Annotated in this window: 15 protein-coding genes; 8 read left to right on the forward strand and 7 right to left on the reverse strand. The window is 66.8% G+C overall.

All coding sequences use genetic code 11. From position 1 onward, the window contains the following. Window positions 1–56 precede the first annotated feature (56 nt). Window positions 57–1,772 (reverse strand): PHA/PHB synthase family protein, encoded by a 1,716-nt coding sequence (locus BSZ14_RS10580; RefSeq protein WP_076710890.1) that lies wholly within the window; start codon window positions 1,770–1,772, stop codon window positions 57–59. A 120-nt stretch (window positions 1,773–1,892) separates the two neighbouring features. Here BSZ14_RS10580 and BSZ14_RS10585 point away from each other — a divergent pair, with 120 nt between their 5' ends. Continuing rightward, window positions 1,893–3,104 (forward strand): LL-diaminopimelate aminotransferase, encoded by a 1,212-nt coding sequence (locus BSZ14_RS10585; protein ID WP_042488253.1) that lies wholly within the window; start codon window positions 1,893–1,895, stop codon window positions 3,102–3,104. A 148-nt stretch (window positions 3,105–3,252) separates the two neighbouring features. Here BSZ14_RS10585 and BSZ14_RS10590 read toward each other — a convergent pair whose 3' ends face one another. After that, window positions 3,253–4,395, reverse strand: coding sequence for a GGDEF domain-containing protein (locus BSZ14_RS10590; RefSeq protein WP_076710891.1), 1,143 nt, complete (start codon window positions 4,393–4,395; stop codon window positions 3,253–3,255). 255 nt (window positions 4,396–4,650) lie between these two features. On the opposite strand from BSZ14_RS10590, the gene pheS reads away from it, so the two are divergent. The 5 genes from pheS to BSZ14_RS10615 all read left to right on the forward strand — a co-directional run bounded on the left by pheS (window position 4,651) and on the right by BSZ14_RS10615 (window position 11,629). Continuing rightward, complete coding sequence (pheS, locus tag BSZ14_RS10595) at window positions 4,651–5,739, forward strand: phenylalanine--tRNA ligase subunit alpha (RefSeq protein WP_198930497.1); 1,089 nt, start codon at window positions 4,651–4,653, stop codon at window positions 5,737–5,739. Further along, entirely contained in the window at window positions 5,736–8,099 is a 2,364-nt protein-coding gene (gene pheT, locus BSZ14_RS10600; protein ID WP_076710893.1) for a phenylalanine--tRNA ligase subunit beta, read from the forward strand. The genes pheS and pheT overlap by 4 nt, the downstream gene beginning before the upstream one ends. Then, complete coding sequence (locus BSZ14_RS10605) at window positions 8,092–8,973, forward strand: aldose 1-epimerase family protein (RefSeq protein ID WP_076710894.1); 882 nt, start codon at window positions 8,092–8,094, stop codon at window positions 8,971–8,973. Before pheT ends, BSZ14_RS10605 begins: the two co-directional genes overlap by 8 nt. A gap of 549 nt (window positions 8,974–9,522) precedes the next feature. Then, entirely contained in the window at window positions 9,523–11,049 is a 1,527-nt protein-coding gene (locus BSZ14_RS10610) for a peptide chain release factor 3 (RefSeq protein WP_076710895.1), read from the forward strand. 58 nt (window positions 11,050–11,107) lie between these two features. Further along, the gene (locus tag BSZ14_RS10615; RefSeq protein ID WP_139330413.1) at window positions 11,108–11,629 is read left to right on the forward strand and encodes a hypothetical protein; all 522 of its coding nucleotides are present in this window, start codon (window positions 11,108–11,110) and stop codon (window positions 11,627–11,629) included. Window positions 11,630–11,760: 131 nt separating this feature from the next. Here BSZ14_RS10615 and BSZ14_RS10620 read toward each other — a convergent pair whose 3' ends face one another. The 5 genes from BSZ14_RS10620 to rpmF all read right to left on the reverse strand — a co-directional run bounded on the left by BSZ14_RS10620 (window position 11,761) and on the right by rpmF (window position 14,711). Then, window positions 11,761–12,126, reverse strand: a complete 366-nt coding sequence (locus BSZ14_RS10620) for a MerR family transcriptional regulator (RefSeq protein WP_042488273.1) — start codon at window positions 12,124–12,126, stop codon at window positions 11,761–11,763. After that, window positions 12,110–12,409, reverse strand: coding sequence for an integration host factor subunit alpha (locus tag BSZ14_RS10625; protein WP_042488275.1), 300 nt, complete (start codon window positions 12,407–12,409; stop codon window positions 12,110–12,112). The genes BSZ14_RS10620 and BSZ14_RS10625 overlap by 17 nt, the downstream gene beginning before the upstream one ends. Window positions 12,410–12,500: 91 nt before the next feature. Next, window positions 12,501–13,469, reverse strand: a complete 969-nt coding sequence (locus BSZ14_RS10630) for a beta-ketoacyl-ACP synthase III (RefSeq protein ID WP_056436181.1) — start codon at window positions 13,467–13,469, stop codon at window positions 12,501–12,503. Next, window positions 13,466–14,494, reverse strand: a complete 1,029-nt coding sequence (gene plsX / locus BSZ14_RS10635; protein WP_058716553.1) for a phosphate acyltransferase PlsX — start codon at window positions 14,492–14,494, stop codon at window positions 13,466–13,468. Before plsX ends, BSZ14_RS10630 begins: the two co-directional genes overlap by 4 nt. Window positions 14,495–14,531: 37 nt before the next feature. Next, a complete protein-coding gene (gene rpmF, locus BSZ14_RS10640) occupies window positions 14,532–14,711 on the reverse strand; it encodes a 50S ribosomal protein L32 (RefSeq protein ID WP_042488281.1) in 180 nt (59 codons plus the stop codon). 204 nt (window positions 14,712–14,915) lie between these two features. Between rpmF and BSZ14_RS10645 the strand changes: the two genes are divergently transcribed. Together BSZ14_RS10645 and BSZ14_RS10650 are read left to right on the forward strand one after the other, a co-directional pair. Next, window positions 14,916–15,353: an MAPEG family protein gene (locus BSZ14_RS10645; RefSeq protein WP_076710916.1), complete on the forward strand. Its 438-nt coding sequence runs from the start codon at window positions 14,916–14,918 to the stop codon at window positions 15,351–15,353. After that, entirely contained in the window at window positions 15,350–16,978 is a 1,629-nt protein-coding gene (locus tag BSZ14_RS10650) for a M28 family metallopeptidase (protein ID WP_076710897.1), read from the forward strand. The genes BSZ14_RS10645 and BSZ14_RS10650 overlap by 4 nt, the downstream gene beginning before the upstream one ends. Window positions 16,979–17,020 lie beyond the last annotated feature (42 nt).

The following is a 17,020-nucleotide window of genomic DNA, read 5'->3' on the forward strand; positions in this document are numbered from 1 at the left end:
AATAGCGATTCGGACTGTCGAAATCAAGTCTATTGTGCGGTGCAGCAAAACCGAAACTAACGCTGTCTGACGTAGCGTCCGGGCGCTTCGTCGAGGGCGGGAAGTGCGCCTTCGCCCGGCACCCGCGCACCCGTGACCGCGACAGTGGTCGAGTCGCGCTGGCGCAGCCAGCCAGCCCAGTCGGGCCACCAGCTGCCCTTGGTCTCGGTCGCGCCCGCGACGAACTCGGTCAGCGTCGCGGCGGGCTGGTCATTGGTCCAATATTGATATTTGCCCGAGGCGGGCGGGTTGACCACGCCCGCGATATGCCCCGATCCCGCCAGCACGAAGCGCAAGGGGCCGGTGAACGCCTCGGTGATCTTCCATACGCTTTCGGGCGGCGCGATATGATCCTCGCGCCCCGCCTGGACATAGGCGGGGGTGGCGACCTTCGTCAGGTCGAGCGGCACGCCCGCCACCGCCATCGCGCCGGGCTTCACCAGCATGTTGTCGCGGTAAAGATCGGTCAGATAGCTCAGATGCCATTTGGCGGGCAGGTTGGTGACGTCGCCATTCCAGTGGAGCAGGTCGAACGGCACATAATCGCGCCCCAGCAGATAGTTGTTGGTGACGTAATTCCAGATCAGGTCGCGCCCGCGCAGCAGGTTGAACGTCATCGCCAGATAGCGCCCGTCCAGATACCCCTCGGGCGACAGGGACGCGATCAGCTTCAACTGCTCGTCATCGACGAAGTGCAGCAGCTCGCCCGCCTTGGAGAAATCGACCTGCGCGGTGAAGAAGGTGGCGCTGGCGACCTTCGCCGCCTCGCCCTTCGCGGAGAGATAGGCGAGCGTCGCGGCCAGCGTCGTGCCGGCCACGCAATAACCGACGCTGTGTACCGCCTCGACCGACAACAGCTCGCGCACCGTATCGATCGCATCGACCTGCGCCGCGACATAATCGTCCCAGATCACGTCCTTCATCGTCGCGTCGGCCGACTTCCACGACACCATGAAGACGCTGAACCCCTGGTCGACCAGCCATTTGATCAGGCTTTTCTCGGGCGCGAGGTCGAGGATGTAGAAGCGGTTGATCCAGGGCGGAAAGATTACGATCGGCACCGCCGCCACCTGTTGGGTGGTCGGGGTATAATGGATCAGCTCGTACAGGTCGGTGCGCTTCACCACCTTGCCCGGCGTCGCGGCCAGGTTGCGCCCAACCTCGAAGGCGCGCGAATCGCTGTGCGTCAGCTGCCCGCGACCCATGTCGGCGAGCATGTTCTGCAAGCCCTTCAACAGATTCTCGCCGCGCGTCTCGACGATCCGGTCGAGCACTTCGGGGTTGGTCGCGGGGAAGTTGGTCGGGCTCATCGCGTCGATGAAACCTTGCGCGGCGAAGCGGATCTGCTCCTTCTGCTTCGGGTCGACGCCCTCGATCGCCTCGACGCCGCGCAGCATATGGTCTGAGATGACCTGATAGCTTTGCCGGATCCAGTCGAAGAGCGGCGACTGCCACTGTTCGGCCTTGAAGCGGCGATCCGCCTTGGGAGCCACGCTCGGTTCGGCGGCGGGGTCGACGAATCGCTGCCACAGCTTCATCGAATCGGACCAGAAATCACGGACCCGGCCCATCGTGGCGGGGTCGTTGAAGCCCGGCACCACCGGCATGCCCTCGGGCGGGGGCGAAAGTGCGGCCTCCATCATCATCTGCTGCGCTCGGCCCATCACCCAGGTCCAGTGTTGCAACTCTTCCAGGGTAGGCATGGCAGGGACTGTCGCGGGGCGGGCCGTCATCGCATCCTCTCGTTCGTATAACCCCGTCTTAGCGTCAGGATATTGCGCCGTCATGTCGGGTCGCGTTGGGAAACGAAAGACGCTAAGGTCCGGGTCCCAAATCGTTACACAGAGGGACCCATGTCCGAAGAGTTCTACCGCATCAAGCGCCTGCCGCCCTATGTCATCGCCGAAGTCAACGCGATGCGGGCGGCGGCGCGCGCGGGCGGCGAGGACATCATCGACCTGGGCATGGGCAATCCCGACCTGCCGCCGCCGCCGCATGTCCTCGAAAAGCTGATGGAGGTGATCCAGAAGCCCGACGCGCATGGCTATTCCCAGTCCAAGGGCATCCCCGGCCTGCGCCGTGCCCAGGCCAATTATTATGGCCGCCGCTTCGGCGTCGATCTCGATCCCGAGACCGAGGTGGTCGTCACCATGGGGTCAAAGGAAGGGCTGGCCAGCCTCGCCACCGCGATCACCGCGCCGGGCGACGTGATCCTGGCGCCCAATCCCTCCTATCCGATCCACACCTTCGGCTTCATCATCGCGGGTGCGACGATCCGCGCGGTGCCGACCACGCCGGACGAGGCCTATTTCGAGAGCCTGGAGCGGGCGATGCACTTCACCGTGCCGCGCCCCTCGGTGCTGGTGGTCAATTACCCGTCCAACCCGACCGCCGAGACGGTGGACCTGGCCTTTTACGAGCGCCTCGTGGCGTTCGCGAAGAAGCATGAGCTGTGGGTGCTGAGCGACCTCGCTTATTCCGAGCTTTATTATGACGGCAATCCGACGCCTTCGATCCTTCAGGTCAAGGGCGGCAAGGACGTCGCGGTCGAGTTCACCTCGCTGTCCAAGACCTATTCGATGGCGGGCTGGCGCATCGGCTTCGCGGTCGGCAACAAGAAGCTGATCGCCGCGATGACGCGGGTGAAGTCCTATCTCGACTACGGCGCCTTCACCCCGATCCAGGCGGCCGCCTGCGCCGCACTGAACGGGCCGCAGGATATCGTCGAGCGGAACCGCCAGCTCTATCACAAGCGTCGCGACGTGCTGGTCGAGAGCTTCGGCCGGGCGGGCTGGGACATTCCGAGCCCCAAGGCCTCGATGTTCGCCTGGGCGCCCTTGCCCCCCGCGCTCGCGCATCTGGGCAGCCTGGAATTCTCCAAGCAACTGCTGACCGAGGCGAAGGTCGCGGTTGCGCCGGGCGTCGGCTACGGCGAGAATGGCGAGGGCTTCGTCCGCATCGCGCTGGTCGAGAACGAGCAGCGGCTCCGTCAGGCGGCGCGCAACATCAAGCGGTATCTGCAATCGATGGGCGTCAACACGCCGGGGTCGGCCAAGGCGCTCTGACGCGTGAGGCGAGGACGGATCGACATCCGGCCACCCCTTTCATTCCTTCCCTGCAAGGGGAGGAAAAGGTGAATGTCGATCCGACCGAGCAGGGCGGGCCGCCAACCGGCCGCCCGCCCTTGCCCATGGCGCGCTTCGAGAGATCGGGTCAGGCGGCTTGCGCGTGCGGGCGTCGCGCATGGCGGACCCGCTTGATGGCATACATCGCCTCGTCCGCCTGCCGGATCAGCCGGTCGAGTCCCTTGTCCGCCGATCCGGTCGCAAGGCCGATGCTCAGCGACGGCGGATAGGGCGAATCGACGGCGGCGATCACCGCACGGTCGAAACGTTGGGACAGGGCCTTGCGCAGCAGGTCTGCCTCGGCATGGCTGGCGGCGGGCAGGACGCAGAGAAACTCGTCGCCTCCGATCCGAACCACCTGTCCCCGTGCGCCCAGTTCGGCCTGGGCCAGGTCGACCAGCAGGCGCAGCACCAAGTCCCCGGCCGCATGACCTTTCGTGTCGTTGAGCGCCTTGAAATGATCGATATCGATCAGCAGCAGGGCGACCGGGCCGTGCATGGCGATCCGGTTCTGGTCCAGTCCGAAGCGGTTCAGCGCGCCGGTCAGGCTGTCGCGACAGGCCTGTTCGCGCAGTTCGCGCTGGGTGCGCTCGGACTCGATCAGCAGCAGCGAGAAATGGGTCAGCGTCACCATGATGATCGCGATGCCGACCGCCCAATGCGCTATCGGATCGGTTTGGGCCTGCCAGTCGGTAAAGGTGAATCCGATCAGGTTCAGCGCCATGTTCAGGAGGAAGGCCATCGTCGAGAGGGCGAAGATGCCCGCCATGATCCAGGCGGTCTTCAGCCCCTCCCGCCGGGCGATGCCGGTCACCAGCCAGGTGAGCGACAACAGGCACAGCGTTCGGGCCATGCCCATCGCCGCCACGGTCCAGCGGACGTCATGGGGATCAAACAGCAGGAGCGCGACCAGCGCCGCTCCGGTTGCCCCGAACAGCAGCATCAGGAGGCGCGGCGGCGTCCGGCCGCTGATGGTCGCGGTGCTGCGGATGCTCAGGGCGAGGCCGATCACCAGGGTCAGGTTGAGCAGGCGTTCGACCGGCATCGCGTTGGAGCCGTCGAAGAGCAGCGACAGCCCGTTGGCCAGGCCGATCAGGATTTTCGCCAGTCCCCAGTCGCGCACCCATCCGCCACGGTCCCGGCGTGTCAGGCCCGGGGTCAGGTGCAGCGCGCCGATGATGAAATGGCTGATCGCGGCGATCACCTGGATGGTAAAGACATCGAGAATCAAGATGGGCGTTCCGTACCGGGCATGGCACGGCCCCTCCCAAGGGCCGCGAGGCAATCTTAACCTATGACATATTGAGGAAAGGTTGCCGTGACATCGGGCATCATGGCGGCCGTCACGATCGCGGATCATGCGTGAAGGATTGATCCCATGGCCACCCAGCCGCTACGGCAGGGGCAATCCCGCCAACGGGCCACGCCCTTCACGGGGGCGCCAGAACGGCCGACGGAGTGACATGTGAGTAACGAACTCGAACAAATGCGTGAGCCGCTGCTCGCCGCCATCGCCGATGCGCCCGCGCTGGATGCGCTGGAGACGATCCGCGTCGACACGCTGGGCAAGCAGGGGCGCATCACCCAGCTGTTGAAGACGCTGGGCAAGATGAGCCCCGAGGAACGCCAGGTCGAAGGGCCGAAGATCCACGGCCTGCGCGAGGCCGTCACCGAGGCGCTGGGTGCCCGCAAGTCCGCGCTGGAGCAGGCGGCACTCGACGCGCGCCTCGCGTCCGAACGGCTGGACATGACCCTGCCGGTCGAGGGCGGCAGCTTCGGCACCGTCCACCCGGTCAGCCAGGTGATGGACGAGCTGGCCGAGATCTTCGCCGATCTGGGCTTCGCGGTCGCCACGGGGCCGGAGGTGGAGACCGACTGGCACAACTTCACCGCGCTCAACATCCCTGAGACGCATCCGGCACGCGCGATGCACGACACCTTCTATCTGGCGGGGGTCGAGGCGGGCGGCGACGAGCGTACGGTGCGCCGCGTGCTGCGCACCCACACCTCGCCGGTGCAGATCCGCACCATGCTGGACAGCAAGCCGCCGATCCGCATCATCGCGCCGGGCCGCACCTATCGCTCCGACTCGGATGCGACCCACACGCCGATGTTCCATCAGGTCGAGGGGCTGGTGATCGACAAGGGCATCACGCTCGGCCATCTCAAATGGACGCTGGAGACCTTCCTGAAGGCGTTCTTCGAGCGCGACGACATCGTGCTGCGCCTGCGCCCCAGCTATTTCCCCTTCACCGAACCCTCGGCCGAGGTCGATGTCGGCTACACCATCGAGAAGGGCAAGCGCGTCATCGGCGGGTCCCCAGACGGCAAGAACGGCGGCTGGATGGAAGTGCTGGGCAGCGGCATGGTCCACCCCAAGGTCATCGAGGCCTGTGGGCTCGACCCCAATGAGTGGCAGGGCTTCGCATTCGGCTGCGGCATCGATCGTCTCGCCATGCTGAAATACGGGATGGACGATCTGCGCGCCTTTTTCGACGGCGATATCCGCTGGTTGAAGCATTACGGGTTCGCGAGCCTCGACGTACCCACGCTGTCGGGAGGAGTCGGCGCATGAAGTTCACCCTGGGCTGGCTGAAGAGCCATCTGGACACCGACGCGTCGCTCGACACCATTGTCGAGGGGCTGACCCGTATCGGCCTGGAGGTCGAGAGCGTGCACAATCCGGGCGAGGCGCTCTCCTCGTTCCGCGTCGCGCGCATCCTGTCGGCGGAGCGGCATCCGCAGGCGGACAAGCTGCAAGTGCTGTCGGTCGATGCCGGTGACGGCCCGATGCAGGTCGTGTGCGGCGCGCCCAATGCCCGCGCGGGCCTGGTCGGTGTGTTCGGCGCGCCGGGGGCCTATGTTCCCGGCCTCGACGTGACGCTGAAGGTCGCTGCCATCCGCGGCGTCGAGTCGAACGGCATGATGTGCTCGGCGCGCGAGTTGCAGATCGGCGAGGGTCATGACGGCATCATCGAACTGCCCGAGGATGCGGTCGTCGGCACCTCCTTCCCCGATTATGCGGGGCTGAACGATCCGGTCATCGACGTGTCGATCACGCCCAACCGCCAGGACTGCATGGGCGTCCACGGCATCGCGCGCGATCTCGCCGCCGCCGGTCTCGGCACGCTGATCGCGCCGACTGTGCCCGAAGTGGCGGGCGAGGGTCCCGGCCCCGATGTGCGCATTGAGGACGCCGAGGGTTGCCCGGCCTTCTATGCACAGACCGTGTCGGGCCTGACCAATGGCGAGGCCCCCGAATGGATGCGCCAGCGGCTGACCGCGATCGGGCAGAAGCCGATCTCGGCGCTGGTCGACATTACCAACTATATGACGGTCGATCTCGGCCGTCCCTTGCACGTCTATGACAAGGCCAAGCTGTCGGGCGGTCTGGTCGCGCGCCAGGCCCGCGACGGCGAGACGGTCGAGGCGCTCAACGGCAAGACCTATAGCCTGTCGGAAGGCATGACTGTCATAGCCGACGCGGCGGGTGTGCACGACATCGGCGGCATCATGGGTGGCGAACATTCGGGCGTGTCGGAGACGACCACCGACGTCATCATCGAATGCGCGTACTTCGCCCCAGAGGCGATCGCGCGCACCGGCCAGAAACTGGCGCTGACCTCCGACGCGCGGACCCGGTTCGAGCGCGGGGTGGACCCGGCCTTCCTGGACGACGGCCTCGCCATCGCGACCTTCCTCGTTCTGGAATATTGCGGCGGCACGGCCAGCGCCGTGACCCGTGCGGGCCAGCCGCCGGTCGTGGGCAAGACCATCGCCTACGACCCGAACCTGGCCGAGACGCTGGGCGGTCTGGCCATCGTGGCCGACCGTCAGAAGGCGATCCTCGAGTCGCTGGGCTTCACCGTCACCGCCGACTGGCAGGTGACTGCACCGAGCTGGCGTCGCGACGTGGACGGCCCCGCCGATCTGGTCGAGGAAGTCATCCGTATCGAGGGGATCGACCATGTTCCCCCAGTTGCGCTCCCCCGCACCCCCGGCGTCGCGCGTCCCACCGCTACGCCGCAGCAGAAGCTGGAGCGCCGCGCCCGCCGCGCCGCCGCCGCGCGTGGTCTGGACGAAGCGGTGACGTGGAGCTTCATCAGCGAGGCGCAGGCCGCGCCATTCGGCGGCGGCGCCTTCACGCTCGCCAACCCGATCAGCGAGGATCTGAAGGTCATGCGGCCCTCGCTGCTCCCCGGCCTGCTCGCCGCGACCGAGCGCAACATCAAGCGTGGCGCGACGTCGGTGCGCCTGTTCGAGATCGGTCGCCGCTATCTGGAAGAGGCCGAGCGGCCGACGCTCGGCGTGGTGCTGGCAGGCGACAAGAGCCCCCGCAACTGGCGCGCGGGCAAGGCGCAGGGCTACGACGCCTATGACGCCAAGGCCGAAGCCATCGCATTGCTCGCGCAGGCGGGTGCGCCGGTCGACAATCTCCAGGTGATGGGCGAGGCGGGCGATGCCTGGCATCCCGGCCAGTCAGGCACGTTGCGGCTGGGTCCGAAGACGGTGCTGGCGGCGTTCGGCATGGTCCACCCTTCGGTGTTGAAGGCGTTCGACCTCGACGGCGCGGTGGCGGCGGTCGAGCTGTATCTCGACGCGATCCCGCCCAAGCGCGCGACTGGCTTCATGCGTCCGGCCTACACGCCCCCGGCGTTGCAGTCCGTGAAGCGCGACTTCGCCTTCCTGGTGCCCGTTGATCTGGCCGCCGACCAACTGATCCGCGCCGTGCGCGGGGCCGACAAGGCGGCGATCACCGCCGCACGCGTCTTCGACGTGTTCGCCGGGCAGGGCGTGCCCGAGGGGCATAAGTCGGTCGCGGTCGAAGTCCTTCTGCAACCGCAGCAGAAGAGCTTCACCGACGAGGAACTGAAGGCCATCGCCGACAAGATCGTCGCGGCGGCCGCCAAACAGGGAGCGCAACTTCGTGGCTAATGAGGAAAACTGGGTCCGCATCGCCAACGACCATCTGTCGGCGGCGATCAATCCGTTCGGGGCCGAGCTGTCCTCGCTGAAGGATGCAGCGGGCCGCGAGCTGTTGACGAACGCGGACCCGGCTTTCTGGACCGGTCGTGCGCCGCTGCTGTTCCCGGTGATCGGCGTGACCCGCGACGGCATCCGCCTGGACGGCCGGCATTATCCGATGGCCAAGCACGGCTTTGCCCGCCACTCGACCTTCGAGCTGGTGACGCTCGAAGCCACCCGCGCGGTCTTCTCGCTGGGCGACAGCGAGGAAACGCGCACCTCCTATCCTTTCGCCTTTCGGCTGGAGGTGGAGTTCCGGCTGGAGGAGGCGACGCTCGCGGTGGAGGTCCGCGTCCTCAATCGCGGCGAAGTGCCGATGCCCGCCAGCTTCGGCTTCCACCCCGCCTTCGCCTGGCCGCTGCCCTATGGCAAGGCCCGCGTCGACCACCGCATCGTCTTCGAGAAGGACGAGCCCGCCCGTCTCCGCGAGATCGCGCCCGACGGCCTGATCGCTGAAGCCCGCCGCGACAGTCCACTTGATGGCCGCGTTCTGCACCTGGCCGACGACCTGTTCACCAACGACGCGCTGGTCTGGGACCCGGTCGAGAGCCGCCATGTCACCTATGGCGCGGACGGCGCGCCGCAGTTGCGCATAGCCTTCCCCGATACCGACAAGCTCGGCATCTGGACCAAGCCCGGCGCGGCCTATGTCTGCGTCGAGCCCTGGCACGGCATTGCCGACCCGGAAGGGTATGACGGCGAGTTCACCGACAAGCCCGGCGTCTTCGTCGTGCCGGTCGGCGGTGAGAAGGTCATGCAGATGACGGTGACGCTGGCGGGGTAAGCCCCGCCTAGGGGCCGATCGACATTCAGCGACGCCTTTCCGTCCCTCGCCCCTCATTGAGGGGAGAGGGTTGCGCAGACTTGGTCTTTGCGTAGCAAAGGCTTAGAGTTGAAAGCGATCAGCATTGCACGGTTTTAGCCCCTCCCCTTCAGGGGAGGGGTTGGGGTGGGGCATCGCCATGGGCGTTTCGCTTGCGGAAGCGCTCCACCCCCGGCCCCTCCCCTGAAGGGGAGGGGTGAGCAGAGTTGATCGTTTTCGACTCTAGTCGGAGCTGGGTGAGGGGTGGCGCCGCGCGAGCCTTCAGGCTCGCTCAACCCCTCACCCAAGCTGCGCTAGCCAGCAGGCTGGCAAGCTTCGTTAACCCTCTCCCCTTTCCAGGGGAGAGGGAAAGAAAAAGCAATTCTGAATGGCGATCCGCCCTAACCCCTCCCCTGAAGGGGGAGAAACGGCCTCCGCAATCCGGGGCCTGTCTTGTGCCACAATTTGCTGTAACAGGCGCATCATCTCGGGCGCTCGGACGCGCCATTTCCCTATTCGACAGAGCCGCCCATGACTTCCCCCCGCCGTACCTTCGCGATCATCTCGCACCCTGACGCCGGCAAGACGACGCTGACCGAAAAGCTGCTGTATTTCGGCGGCGCGATCCATCTGGCGGGCGAGGTCAAGGCGCGGGGCCAGAATCGCCGCGCGCGGTCGGACTGGATGAAGATCGAGCAGCAGCGCGGCATCTCGGTCACGTCCTCGGTGATGACGTTCGAGAAGGACGGCGTGACCTTCAACCTGCTCGACACGCCGGGCCACGAGGATTTCTCGGAGGATACCTATCGCACGCTGACCGCCGTCGACTCGGCCGTGATGGTCATCGACGCGGCGCGCGGGATCGAGGCGCAGACGCGCAAGCTGTTCGAGGTGTGCCGCCTGCGCTCGGTGCCGATCATCACCTTCATCAACAAGGTCGACCGCGAGGGCCGTCCGCCCTTCGAACTCCTCGACGAGATCGCCGACATCCTCGCGCTCGATGTCGCGCCGATGAGCTGGCCGGTCGGCATGGGCGGGTTGTTCGAGGGCATTCTCGACCTGACCACCGGCAAGGTCAGCCGTCCCGAGGGCGACAGCCGCGCCTTTCACGGCAAGGTGGACGATGCGCCGACCCTGCCCGCCGAGATCGCCGAGGAAATCGAGCTGGCCCAGGCCGGTTATGCCGAATTCGATGGCGAGGCGTATCGCAATGGCGACCTGACGCCGGTCTATTTCGGCTCCGCGCTGAAGGACTTCGGGGTCGCCGAGCTGATCGACGCGCTCAGCCGCCATGCGCCGAGCCCACGCCCACAGCCCGCCGAGCCCGCGCCCGTCTCGCCGGACAACAAGGAAGTCACCGGCTTCGTGTTCAAGGTGCAGGCGAATATGGACCCGCAGCATCGCGACCGCATCGCCTTCATGCGGCTGTGCTCGGGCACGTTCAAGCGCGGCATGAAGCTGACGCCGACCGGCCATGGCAAGCCGATCGCAGTCCACTCGCCGATCCTGTTCTTCGCGCAGAATCGCGAAGTCGCGGACGAGGCGTTTCCGGGCGACATCATCGGCATTCCGAACCACGGCACGCTTCGTGTCGGCGACACGCTGTCGGAGCGGGCGGACGTGCGCTTCACCGGCCTGCCCAACTTCGCCCCCGAAATCCTGCGCCGCGTCGCGCTGAAGGATCCGACCAAGACCAAGCAACTGCGCAAGGCGCTGGACGACATGGCCGAGGAGGGGGTGACGCAGGTCTTCTACCCGGAGATCGGGTCGAACTGGATCATCGGCGTCGTCGGGCAGCTCCAGCTCGACGTGCTGCTGTCGCGACTGGACGCGGAGTATAAGGTCGCGGCGGGGCTGGAGCCTGCGCCGTTCGACACCGCGCGCTGGATCACAGCGGACGATCCCGTCGACCTGAAGGCGTTCATGGATCTGAACCGCTCGGCCATGGCCAAGGACCGCGACGACAACCCCGTCTTCCTCGCCAAGAGCGCCTGGGAGGTCGGCTATGTCGCCGATCGCTATCCCAAGGTCCGCTTCCTCGCCACGCGCGAGCGCTGAGACGGAACCGGAGGCCCGTGTCGCGGCTTCATGGCGCATGATCGAACAGGGACTTGGCATGGACCGCACCGCAATCGAGCAGACCTTCGAAGCCAATGAGAAGCTGATCCGCCGCCGCGCGCTGAAGGCGGGGGCCAAGGCGCTGACCATCGGCACCGAGAGCCTGGCCGAGACGATCGACGCGATCGGCGATGCCTATGGCCTGACCGGCGCGCAGCGTCGCCAGCTGGAGCCCGGCATGGCGATCGAGGCGCAGGAGGTCGTCAGCAAGCTGAAGGGCTTTGTCGGTCCGGCCGCATTGTTCAGCGACCTTCGCGGCGGCGCGGGGCTGCTGTCGCAGGCCAAGGCGGCCGGGCGGCTGGCCAAGACGGCGCGCAAAATCGGTCGGGGTGGCCTGGCGGCGGGCCGGGTGGCGGCGCGTGGCGGACGTGCGGCACGCGGACTGCCCTGGGCGGCGCTGGGCGTGGCGGCCTGGGGCGTCGGCAATGGCGGCTGGTTCTGGTGGAAGGCGCACGCCTATAACCGGGAGTGTCGGGATTTGTTGTTGGGTGAACAGGGCGGGGTGGTTCAGCCTGCCTGATCTTGGCCGGACGATGGGGCGTGGGCTTCGACTTCGCTCGGCCTGGACGGCTGTTTGAAGCGGACCATATCCCCAACCTCCGTTCAGGCTGAGCGAAGTCGAGGCCCACGACCGGCCCTACGCCCCAAAACTCACCGCCCGGCCCGGTCGTCCCAGGCGAGTCCCTCGACCAGCGAATCGCGAATCGCGCGAAGGATCGCCGCCGGATCGTCCTTGGCCCGCGATTCGCTTTCCAGAAGCTGCTGCACGCCGCGCACCGTATAGCCCTGCTGGTTGAGCAGCTGGTCTATGCGCCGGATCAGCGCCATGTCCTCGGGCCGGTAATAGCGGCGATTGCCCGCGCGCTGCACGGGTTTCAGCTGCGGAAAGCGGCCTTCCCAGTAACGCAGGACATGCTGCGCCACGCCGGTCTCACGCGAAACCTCCCCGATGGTGCGCAATGCACCATCGGCCTTGCCGCCATCCGCGGGCCGTTCGGGCCTATCCCGCCGCGACAATGCGATCGCGCATCATCTGGCTGGCGCGGAAGGTCAGCACGCGGCGCGGTGCGATCGGCACCTCCACCCCGGTCTTGGGATTGCGGCCGATCCGCTCCCCCTTGTCACGCAGCACGAAGGTCCCGAACCCCGAAATCTTGACGTTCTCGCCCCGCGACAGTGCCTCGCACATCTCGACGAGAATCTGCTCGACCACATCGGCCGAGTCGGATCGCGACAAGCCGACTTCCTGATGCAGCGATTCTGCCAGGTCGGCGCGCGTCAAAGTTCCAGCGTTCGTCATGTGGCCATCCCCCAATGGTATCTGGCGATCCGGTATCATACCGCCCGATGGGACCGAAAGGGATTTATCTCGCTCAATGTCAATCGATTGTTCAGAAGCGTATCACCGCGGCACCCCATGTGAACCCGCCGCCCATCGCTTCCAGGACCAGAATGTCGTTTTCGCGGATGCGGCCGTCGCGCACGGCCGTGTCGAGCGCAAGAGGCACGGAGGCCGCCGAGGTATTGGCATGGCGGTCGACGGTGACGACGACCTTTTCGGCGGGCAGGTTCAGCTTGCGCGCGGTCGCGTCGAGAATGCGGGCATTGGCCTGGTGCGGCACGACCCAGTCGACATCGGCCGAGGTCAGGCCCGCCAGACCCAGCGATTCCTCCATCACCTGCGCCAGGTTGACGACGGCGTGGCGGAACACCTCGCGCCCCTTCATCCGCAGCTTGCCGACGGTGCCGGTGGTCGACGGGCCGCCATCGACATAGAGCAGGCCGTTATGGCGGCCATCGGCATGCAACTTGGTCGCCAGGATGCCGCGACCGCCTTCATCGTCGCTCTCGCGCGCTTCGAGCACCATCGCGCCCGCACCGTCGCCGAACAGGACGCAGGTGGTGCGATCTTCCCAGTCGAGGATGCGGCTGAAGGTTTCCGCGCCGATCACCAGCGCGCGGCGCTGCACGCCCGAACGCAGCATCGCATCGGCGACCTGCACGGCATAGAGGAAGCCCGAGCAGACGGCGGCCACGTCGAACGCGACACAGTCGTTGATGCCCAGCATCGCCTGGACCTTGGTGGCGGTCGCCGGGAAAGTCTGGTCCGGGGTGGCGGTGGCCAGCACGATCAGGTCGATGTCCTGCGCCGACAGACCAGCGGCGGCGATCGCGGCCTTGGCGGCGTCGGCGGCCAGCGTCGCCGTCGTTTCCTCGGGCCCAGCGATGTGGCGGAAGCGGATGCCGGTCCGCTCGACGATCCACTCGTCAGACGTGTCGACCTCTTGCGCCAGTTCTTCGTTCGACACCCGCCGGGTTGGAAGTGCCGACCCCGTACCCGTGACGATCGAACGAATCATGCGGCGTCCTCGAAGTTCAGGAGATCCTCGGCAATACGCCGGGTCAGGTCGGCGCGCACCATCTTGGCCGCATTGCCGATCGCGGTGGCCACGCCCAGTTCGTTGGCGCTGCCATGGCTCTTCACGACCACGCCGTTCAGGCCCAGGAAGACCGCGCCATTATGGTTGTTGGGGTCCAGGTGATCGCGCAGCAACTGCGTGGCGGGTCGCGAGATCAGGAAGCCGAGCTTCGACCGCGCCGACGAGCGGAAGGCGCGCTTCAACAGGTCGCCGACGAAGCGGGCGGTGCCCTCGGCGGTCTTGAGCGCGATATTGCCCGCGAAGCCGTCGCAAACGATGACATCGACCTCGCCGCGGGCCAGCTGGTTGCCCTCGATGAAGCCGGTGAAGTTTAGCGGCAGGTGATTCTGGCCGCGCAGCACGGCCGCAGCATCGCGAATCTCGTCGGTGCCCTTCTGATCCTCGGACCCGATATTCAGCAGCGCGACGCGTGGATTGTCGAGTTCCAGCAGGATGCGGGCATAGGCCGCGCCCATCACCGCGAACTGGACGAGGTTCCGGGCATCGCACTCGGTATTGGCGCCGAGGTCGAGCATGACGACGTCATTGTCGCCCAGCGTCGGCAGCGGCGCGGCAAGGGCGGGTCGGTCGATGCCGGGCAGGGTGCGCAGCGACAGCTTGGCCATCGCCATCAGCGCACCGGTATTGCCCGACGACACCATGGCGGCAGCGCGACGCTGCTTCACCAGATCGATGGCGATACCCATCGACGTCACACGCGCACGCCGGATCGCCTGGCTCGGCTTTTCGCTCGAACCGACGATCTCGGGCGCGTGGATGATCTCGGACGCGGCGGACAGGTTGGGATGGACCTTCAGCCCCTCCGCAATCTGTGCCTCGTCCCCGACCAGGAAGAAGCGCATGCCCTCGAAGCGACGACGCGCCCTGGCGACACCGGCCAGCATCACGGCCAGCCCGTCGTCGCCGCCCATCGCATCGACGGCGATCCAGGCGTTATCGGCCATGCGTTCCTCTAACGGTCAGTCAGGTCAGGTAGAGGGATCAGCCCTCGACCGACACGACCTCACGGCCGTTATAATGGCCGCAGGCGGTGCACAGATTGTGCGGACGCTTCAGTTCGCCGCAGTTCGGGCATTCCTGGAACGCCGCGACCGTCAGCGAGTCGTGGCCACGGCGCATGCCGCGCTTGGAGGGCGAAGTCTTTCTCTTGGGGACGGCCATTGCGGCACCTTATCAATCGAACAATGGGTGGAATACGCCACGATCAGCACCCATTGCGCGCCCGGATCGAGGACCCGGCCGCGTGAGCACCCAGCCGGACGCATCGCGAAGCCCCGCGCCTATAGCGAGTTTTGCCGATGTTGCAAGCCGGGCTGGGGAATGGCACTCCGCTTCTTGGTCCAAATCCCGGAGAATGCGCCGCTTATGATCCTGCCCGTCACGCTCAGCATCGCGGCGGCGGCCGCGCTGGTCAATCTATGGCTCGCCCTGCGAATCGTCGTCGGGCGGGTGCGCGGCAAGATCCTGCTGGGCGATGGCGGCGATTCGCGACTCGCAGGCGGCATGCGCGCCCAGGCCAATTTCGTCGAATATGCGCCCTTCGTCCTGATCCTGATGGGGTTGATCGAGCTGGCGGGCGGCTCGGCCTTCTGGCTGTGGGTACTGGGTGGGGCGTTCATCCTGGCGCGGATCGGCCATGGCTGGGGCATGATGCGGCCCGCGCCCAATATCGGCCGCGCGGGCGGTGCGATCGGAACCTGGGCGATCCTGGCCTTGTTGGCCGGGTGGGCGATCGGCATCGTCTATACCGCCAACACCACCCCCGTGACCGGGGTCACCGTCTATAAGGTTGAGCAGCGATGATTCGTTTTCCCCTGATCGCTCTGGCCGCCGTCACGCTGACCGGTGCCGCCCCCGATCCCATCTCGCCACAGCGGCTGTCCGACGATGTGAAGACGCTCGCCTCGGACGCGTTCGAGGGGCGAGCGCCGGGCACGGCGGGAGAAACAAAGACCGTCGACTGGCTGGTCGCGCAATTCCGGGCGATGGGCCTGCAACCCGGCGGGCCCGATGGCCAGTGGACGCAACCCGTGCCGCTGATCCGTACCCAGATCGGTCAGGGGACGATGCGCGCCGGGGCCATGCCGCTGGTTCAGGGGCAGGGCGTCTATGTCTCGACCGTGCGGCCGGTCGACCGGGTGGCGATCAAGGACGCGCCGATGGTCTTTGTCGGTTACGGCGTCCACGCGCCGGAGCGCGGCTGGGACGACTTCAAGGGCGTCGACCTGAAGGGCAAGATCGCCGTCTTTCTGGTCAACGATCCCGATTTCGAGGCGGTGGCGGGCGACGATGCCAAGGGCAGGTTCGGCGACCGGCGCATGACCTATTATGGCCGCTGGACCTATAAATATGAGGAAGCCGCGCGGCAGGGCGCGATCGGCGCGCTGATCGTCCATGACACGCCGGGCGCGGGCTATGGCTGGGCGACGGTGACCGCGCCGGCGGGCGAGAATTACGATATCGTCCGCAGCGACCCGACCTCGCGCATCCTGTTGCAGGGCTGGCTGTCGGGTGAGTCGGCAAGCCAGTTGTTCGCCGCCGCCGGACTGGACCTGGCGCAGCAGCGGGCGCGCGCAAGGCGTGCGGACTTCCGGCCGGTGGAATTGAAGGGGCAGACCTTCTCCGCGGACCTGCCCGTCACCACCGTCCGCGCCGAAAGCCGCAACGTGCTGGCCAGGCTGCCCGGCAAGACGCACCCCGACGAGGTGGTGATGTTCGGCGCGCATTGGGACGCCTATGGCAAGGGCGCACCGGATTCGCAGGGGCGGGTGATCCGCCCCGGCGCAAACGACGATGCGCTGGGCGTGGCGGGCGTGTTGGAACTGGCGCGCGCGTTCAAGGCGGCCCCGCCAACCGACCGCAGCCTGGTCTTCGCGCTATGGACCGGCGAGGAGCGCGGGCTGCTGGGGTCGGAAACCTATGCGGTGAAGCCGGTCTATCCGCTTGGCAAGACGGTCGCCAACCTGACGCTCGATATCCTCCAGACGGCGGGACCGGCGCGGGACGTGATGCTGGTCGGTGACGGGCAGAACGACCTGGAGGACCGGCTGAAGGCCGCGGCGGGTGCGCAGGGCCGTACGGTGACGCCCGAGGCGCTGCCCGAGCGCGGGCTGTTCTATCGCGCCGATCACTTCTCCGTCGCGCGGCGGGGTGTGCCGACGCTGCTGCTGATGGCGATCAGCGGCGCGCCCGATCTGGTCGCGGGCGGGCGGCCTGCGGGGCAGAAGTGGCTGGACGGCTATATGCGCTGTTACCACCAGACCTGCGACGCGTGGGACGCGAACTGGGACCTGCGCGGGGCGGCGGCGGATGTCGGGCTGCTGTACCGGATCGGGCGCGACCTGGCCGATGGGCGGGATTGGCCGGAATGGCGCGCCGGGTCCGAGTTCAAGGCGATTCGCAGCGAGAGTGCTGCGGAACGGCGGTAATCCCTTGGCCTTCGACTTCGCTCAGGCTGAACGGGGTTTGGG

The sequence above is a fragment of the Sphingomonas sp. Sph1(2015) genome, from assembly GCF_001970915.1.
Lineage (GTDB): Bacteria > Pseudomonadota > Alphaproteobacteria > Sphingomonadales > Sphingomonadaceae > Sphingomonas > Sphingomonas parapaucimobilis.

Bases quoted from the DNA above. Each gene is read 5' to 3' on its own strand.
- BSZ14_RS10625 (WP_042488275.1), bottom strand. From the start codon at position 12,409: ATGACGAACGCTGGAACTTTGACGCGCGCCGACCTGGCAGAATCGCTG.
- plsX (WP_058716553.1), bottom strand. From the start codon at position 14,494: ATGGCCGATAACGCCTGGATCGCCGTCGATGCGATGGGCGGCGACGAC.
- BSZ14_RS10585 (WP_042488253.1), top strand. From the start codon at position 1,893: ATGTCCGAAGAGTTCTACCGCATCAAGCGCCTGCCGCCCTATGTCATC.
- BSZ14_RS10615 (WP_139330413.1), top strand. From the start codon at position 11,108: ATGGACCGCACCGCAATCGAGCAGACCTTCGAAGCCAATGAGAAGCTG.
- BSZ14_RS10645 (WP_076710916.1), top strand. From the start codon at position 14,916: ATGATCCTGCCCGTCACGCTCAGCATCGCGGCGGCGGCCGCGCTGGTC.
- pheS (WP_198930497.1), top strand. From the start codon at position 4,651: ATGCGTGAGCCGCTGCTCGCCGCCATCGCCGATGCGCCCGCGCTGGAT.
- BSZ14_RS10610 (WP_076710895.1), top strand. From the start codon at position 9,523: ATGACTTCCCCCCGCCGTACCTTCGCGATCATCTCGCACCCTGACGCC.
- rpmF (WP_042488281.1), bottom strand. From the start codon at position 14,711: ATGGCCGTCCCCAAGAGAAAGACTTCGCCCTCCAAGCGCGGCATGCGC.
- BSZ14_RS10580 (WP_076710890.1), bottom strand. From the start codon at position 1,772: ATGACGGCCCGCCCCGCGACAGTCCCTGCCATGCCTACCCTGGAAGAG.
- BSZ14_RS10630 (WP_056436181.1), bottom strand. From the start codon at position 13,469: ATGATTCGTTCGATCGTCACGGGTACGGGGTCGGCACTTCCAACCCGG.
- pheT (WP_076710893.1), top strand. From the start codon at position 5,736: ATGAAGTTCACCCTGGGCTGGCTGAAGAGCCATCTGGACACCGACGCG.
- BSZ14_RS10650 (WP_076710897.1), top strand. From the start codon at position 15,350: ATGATTCGTTTTCCCCTGATCGCTCTGGCCGCCGTCACGCTGACCGGT.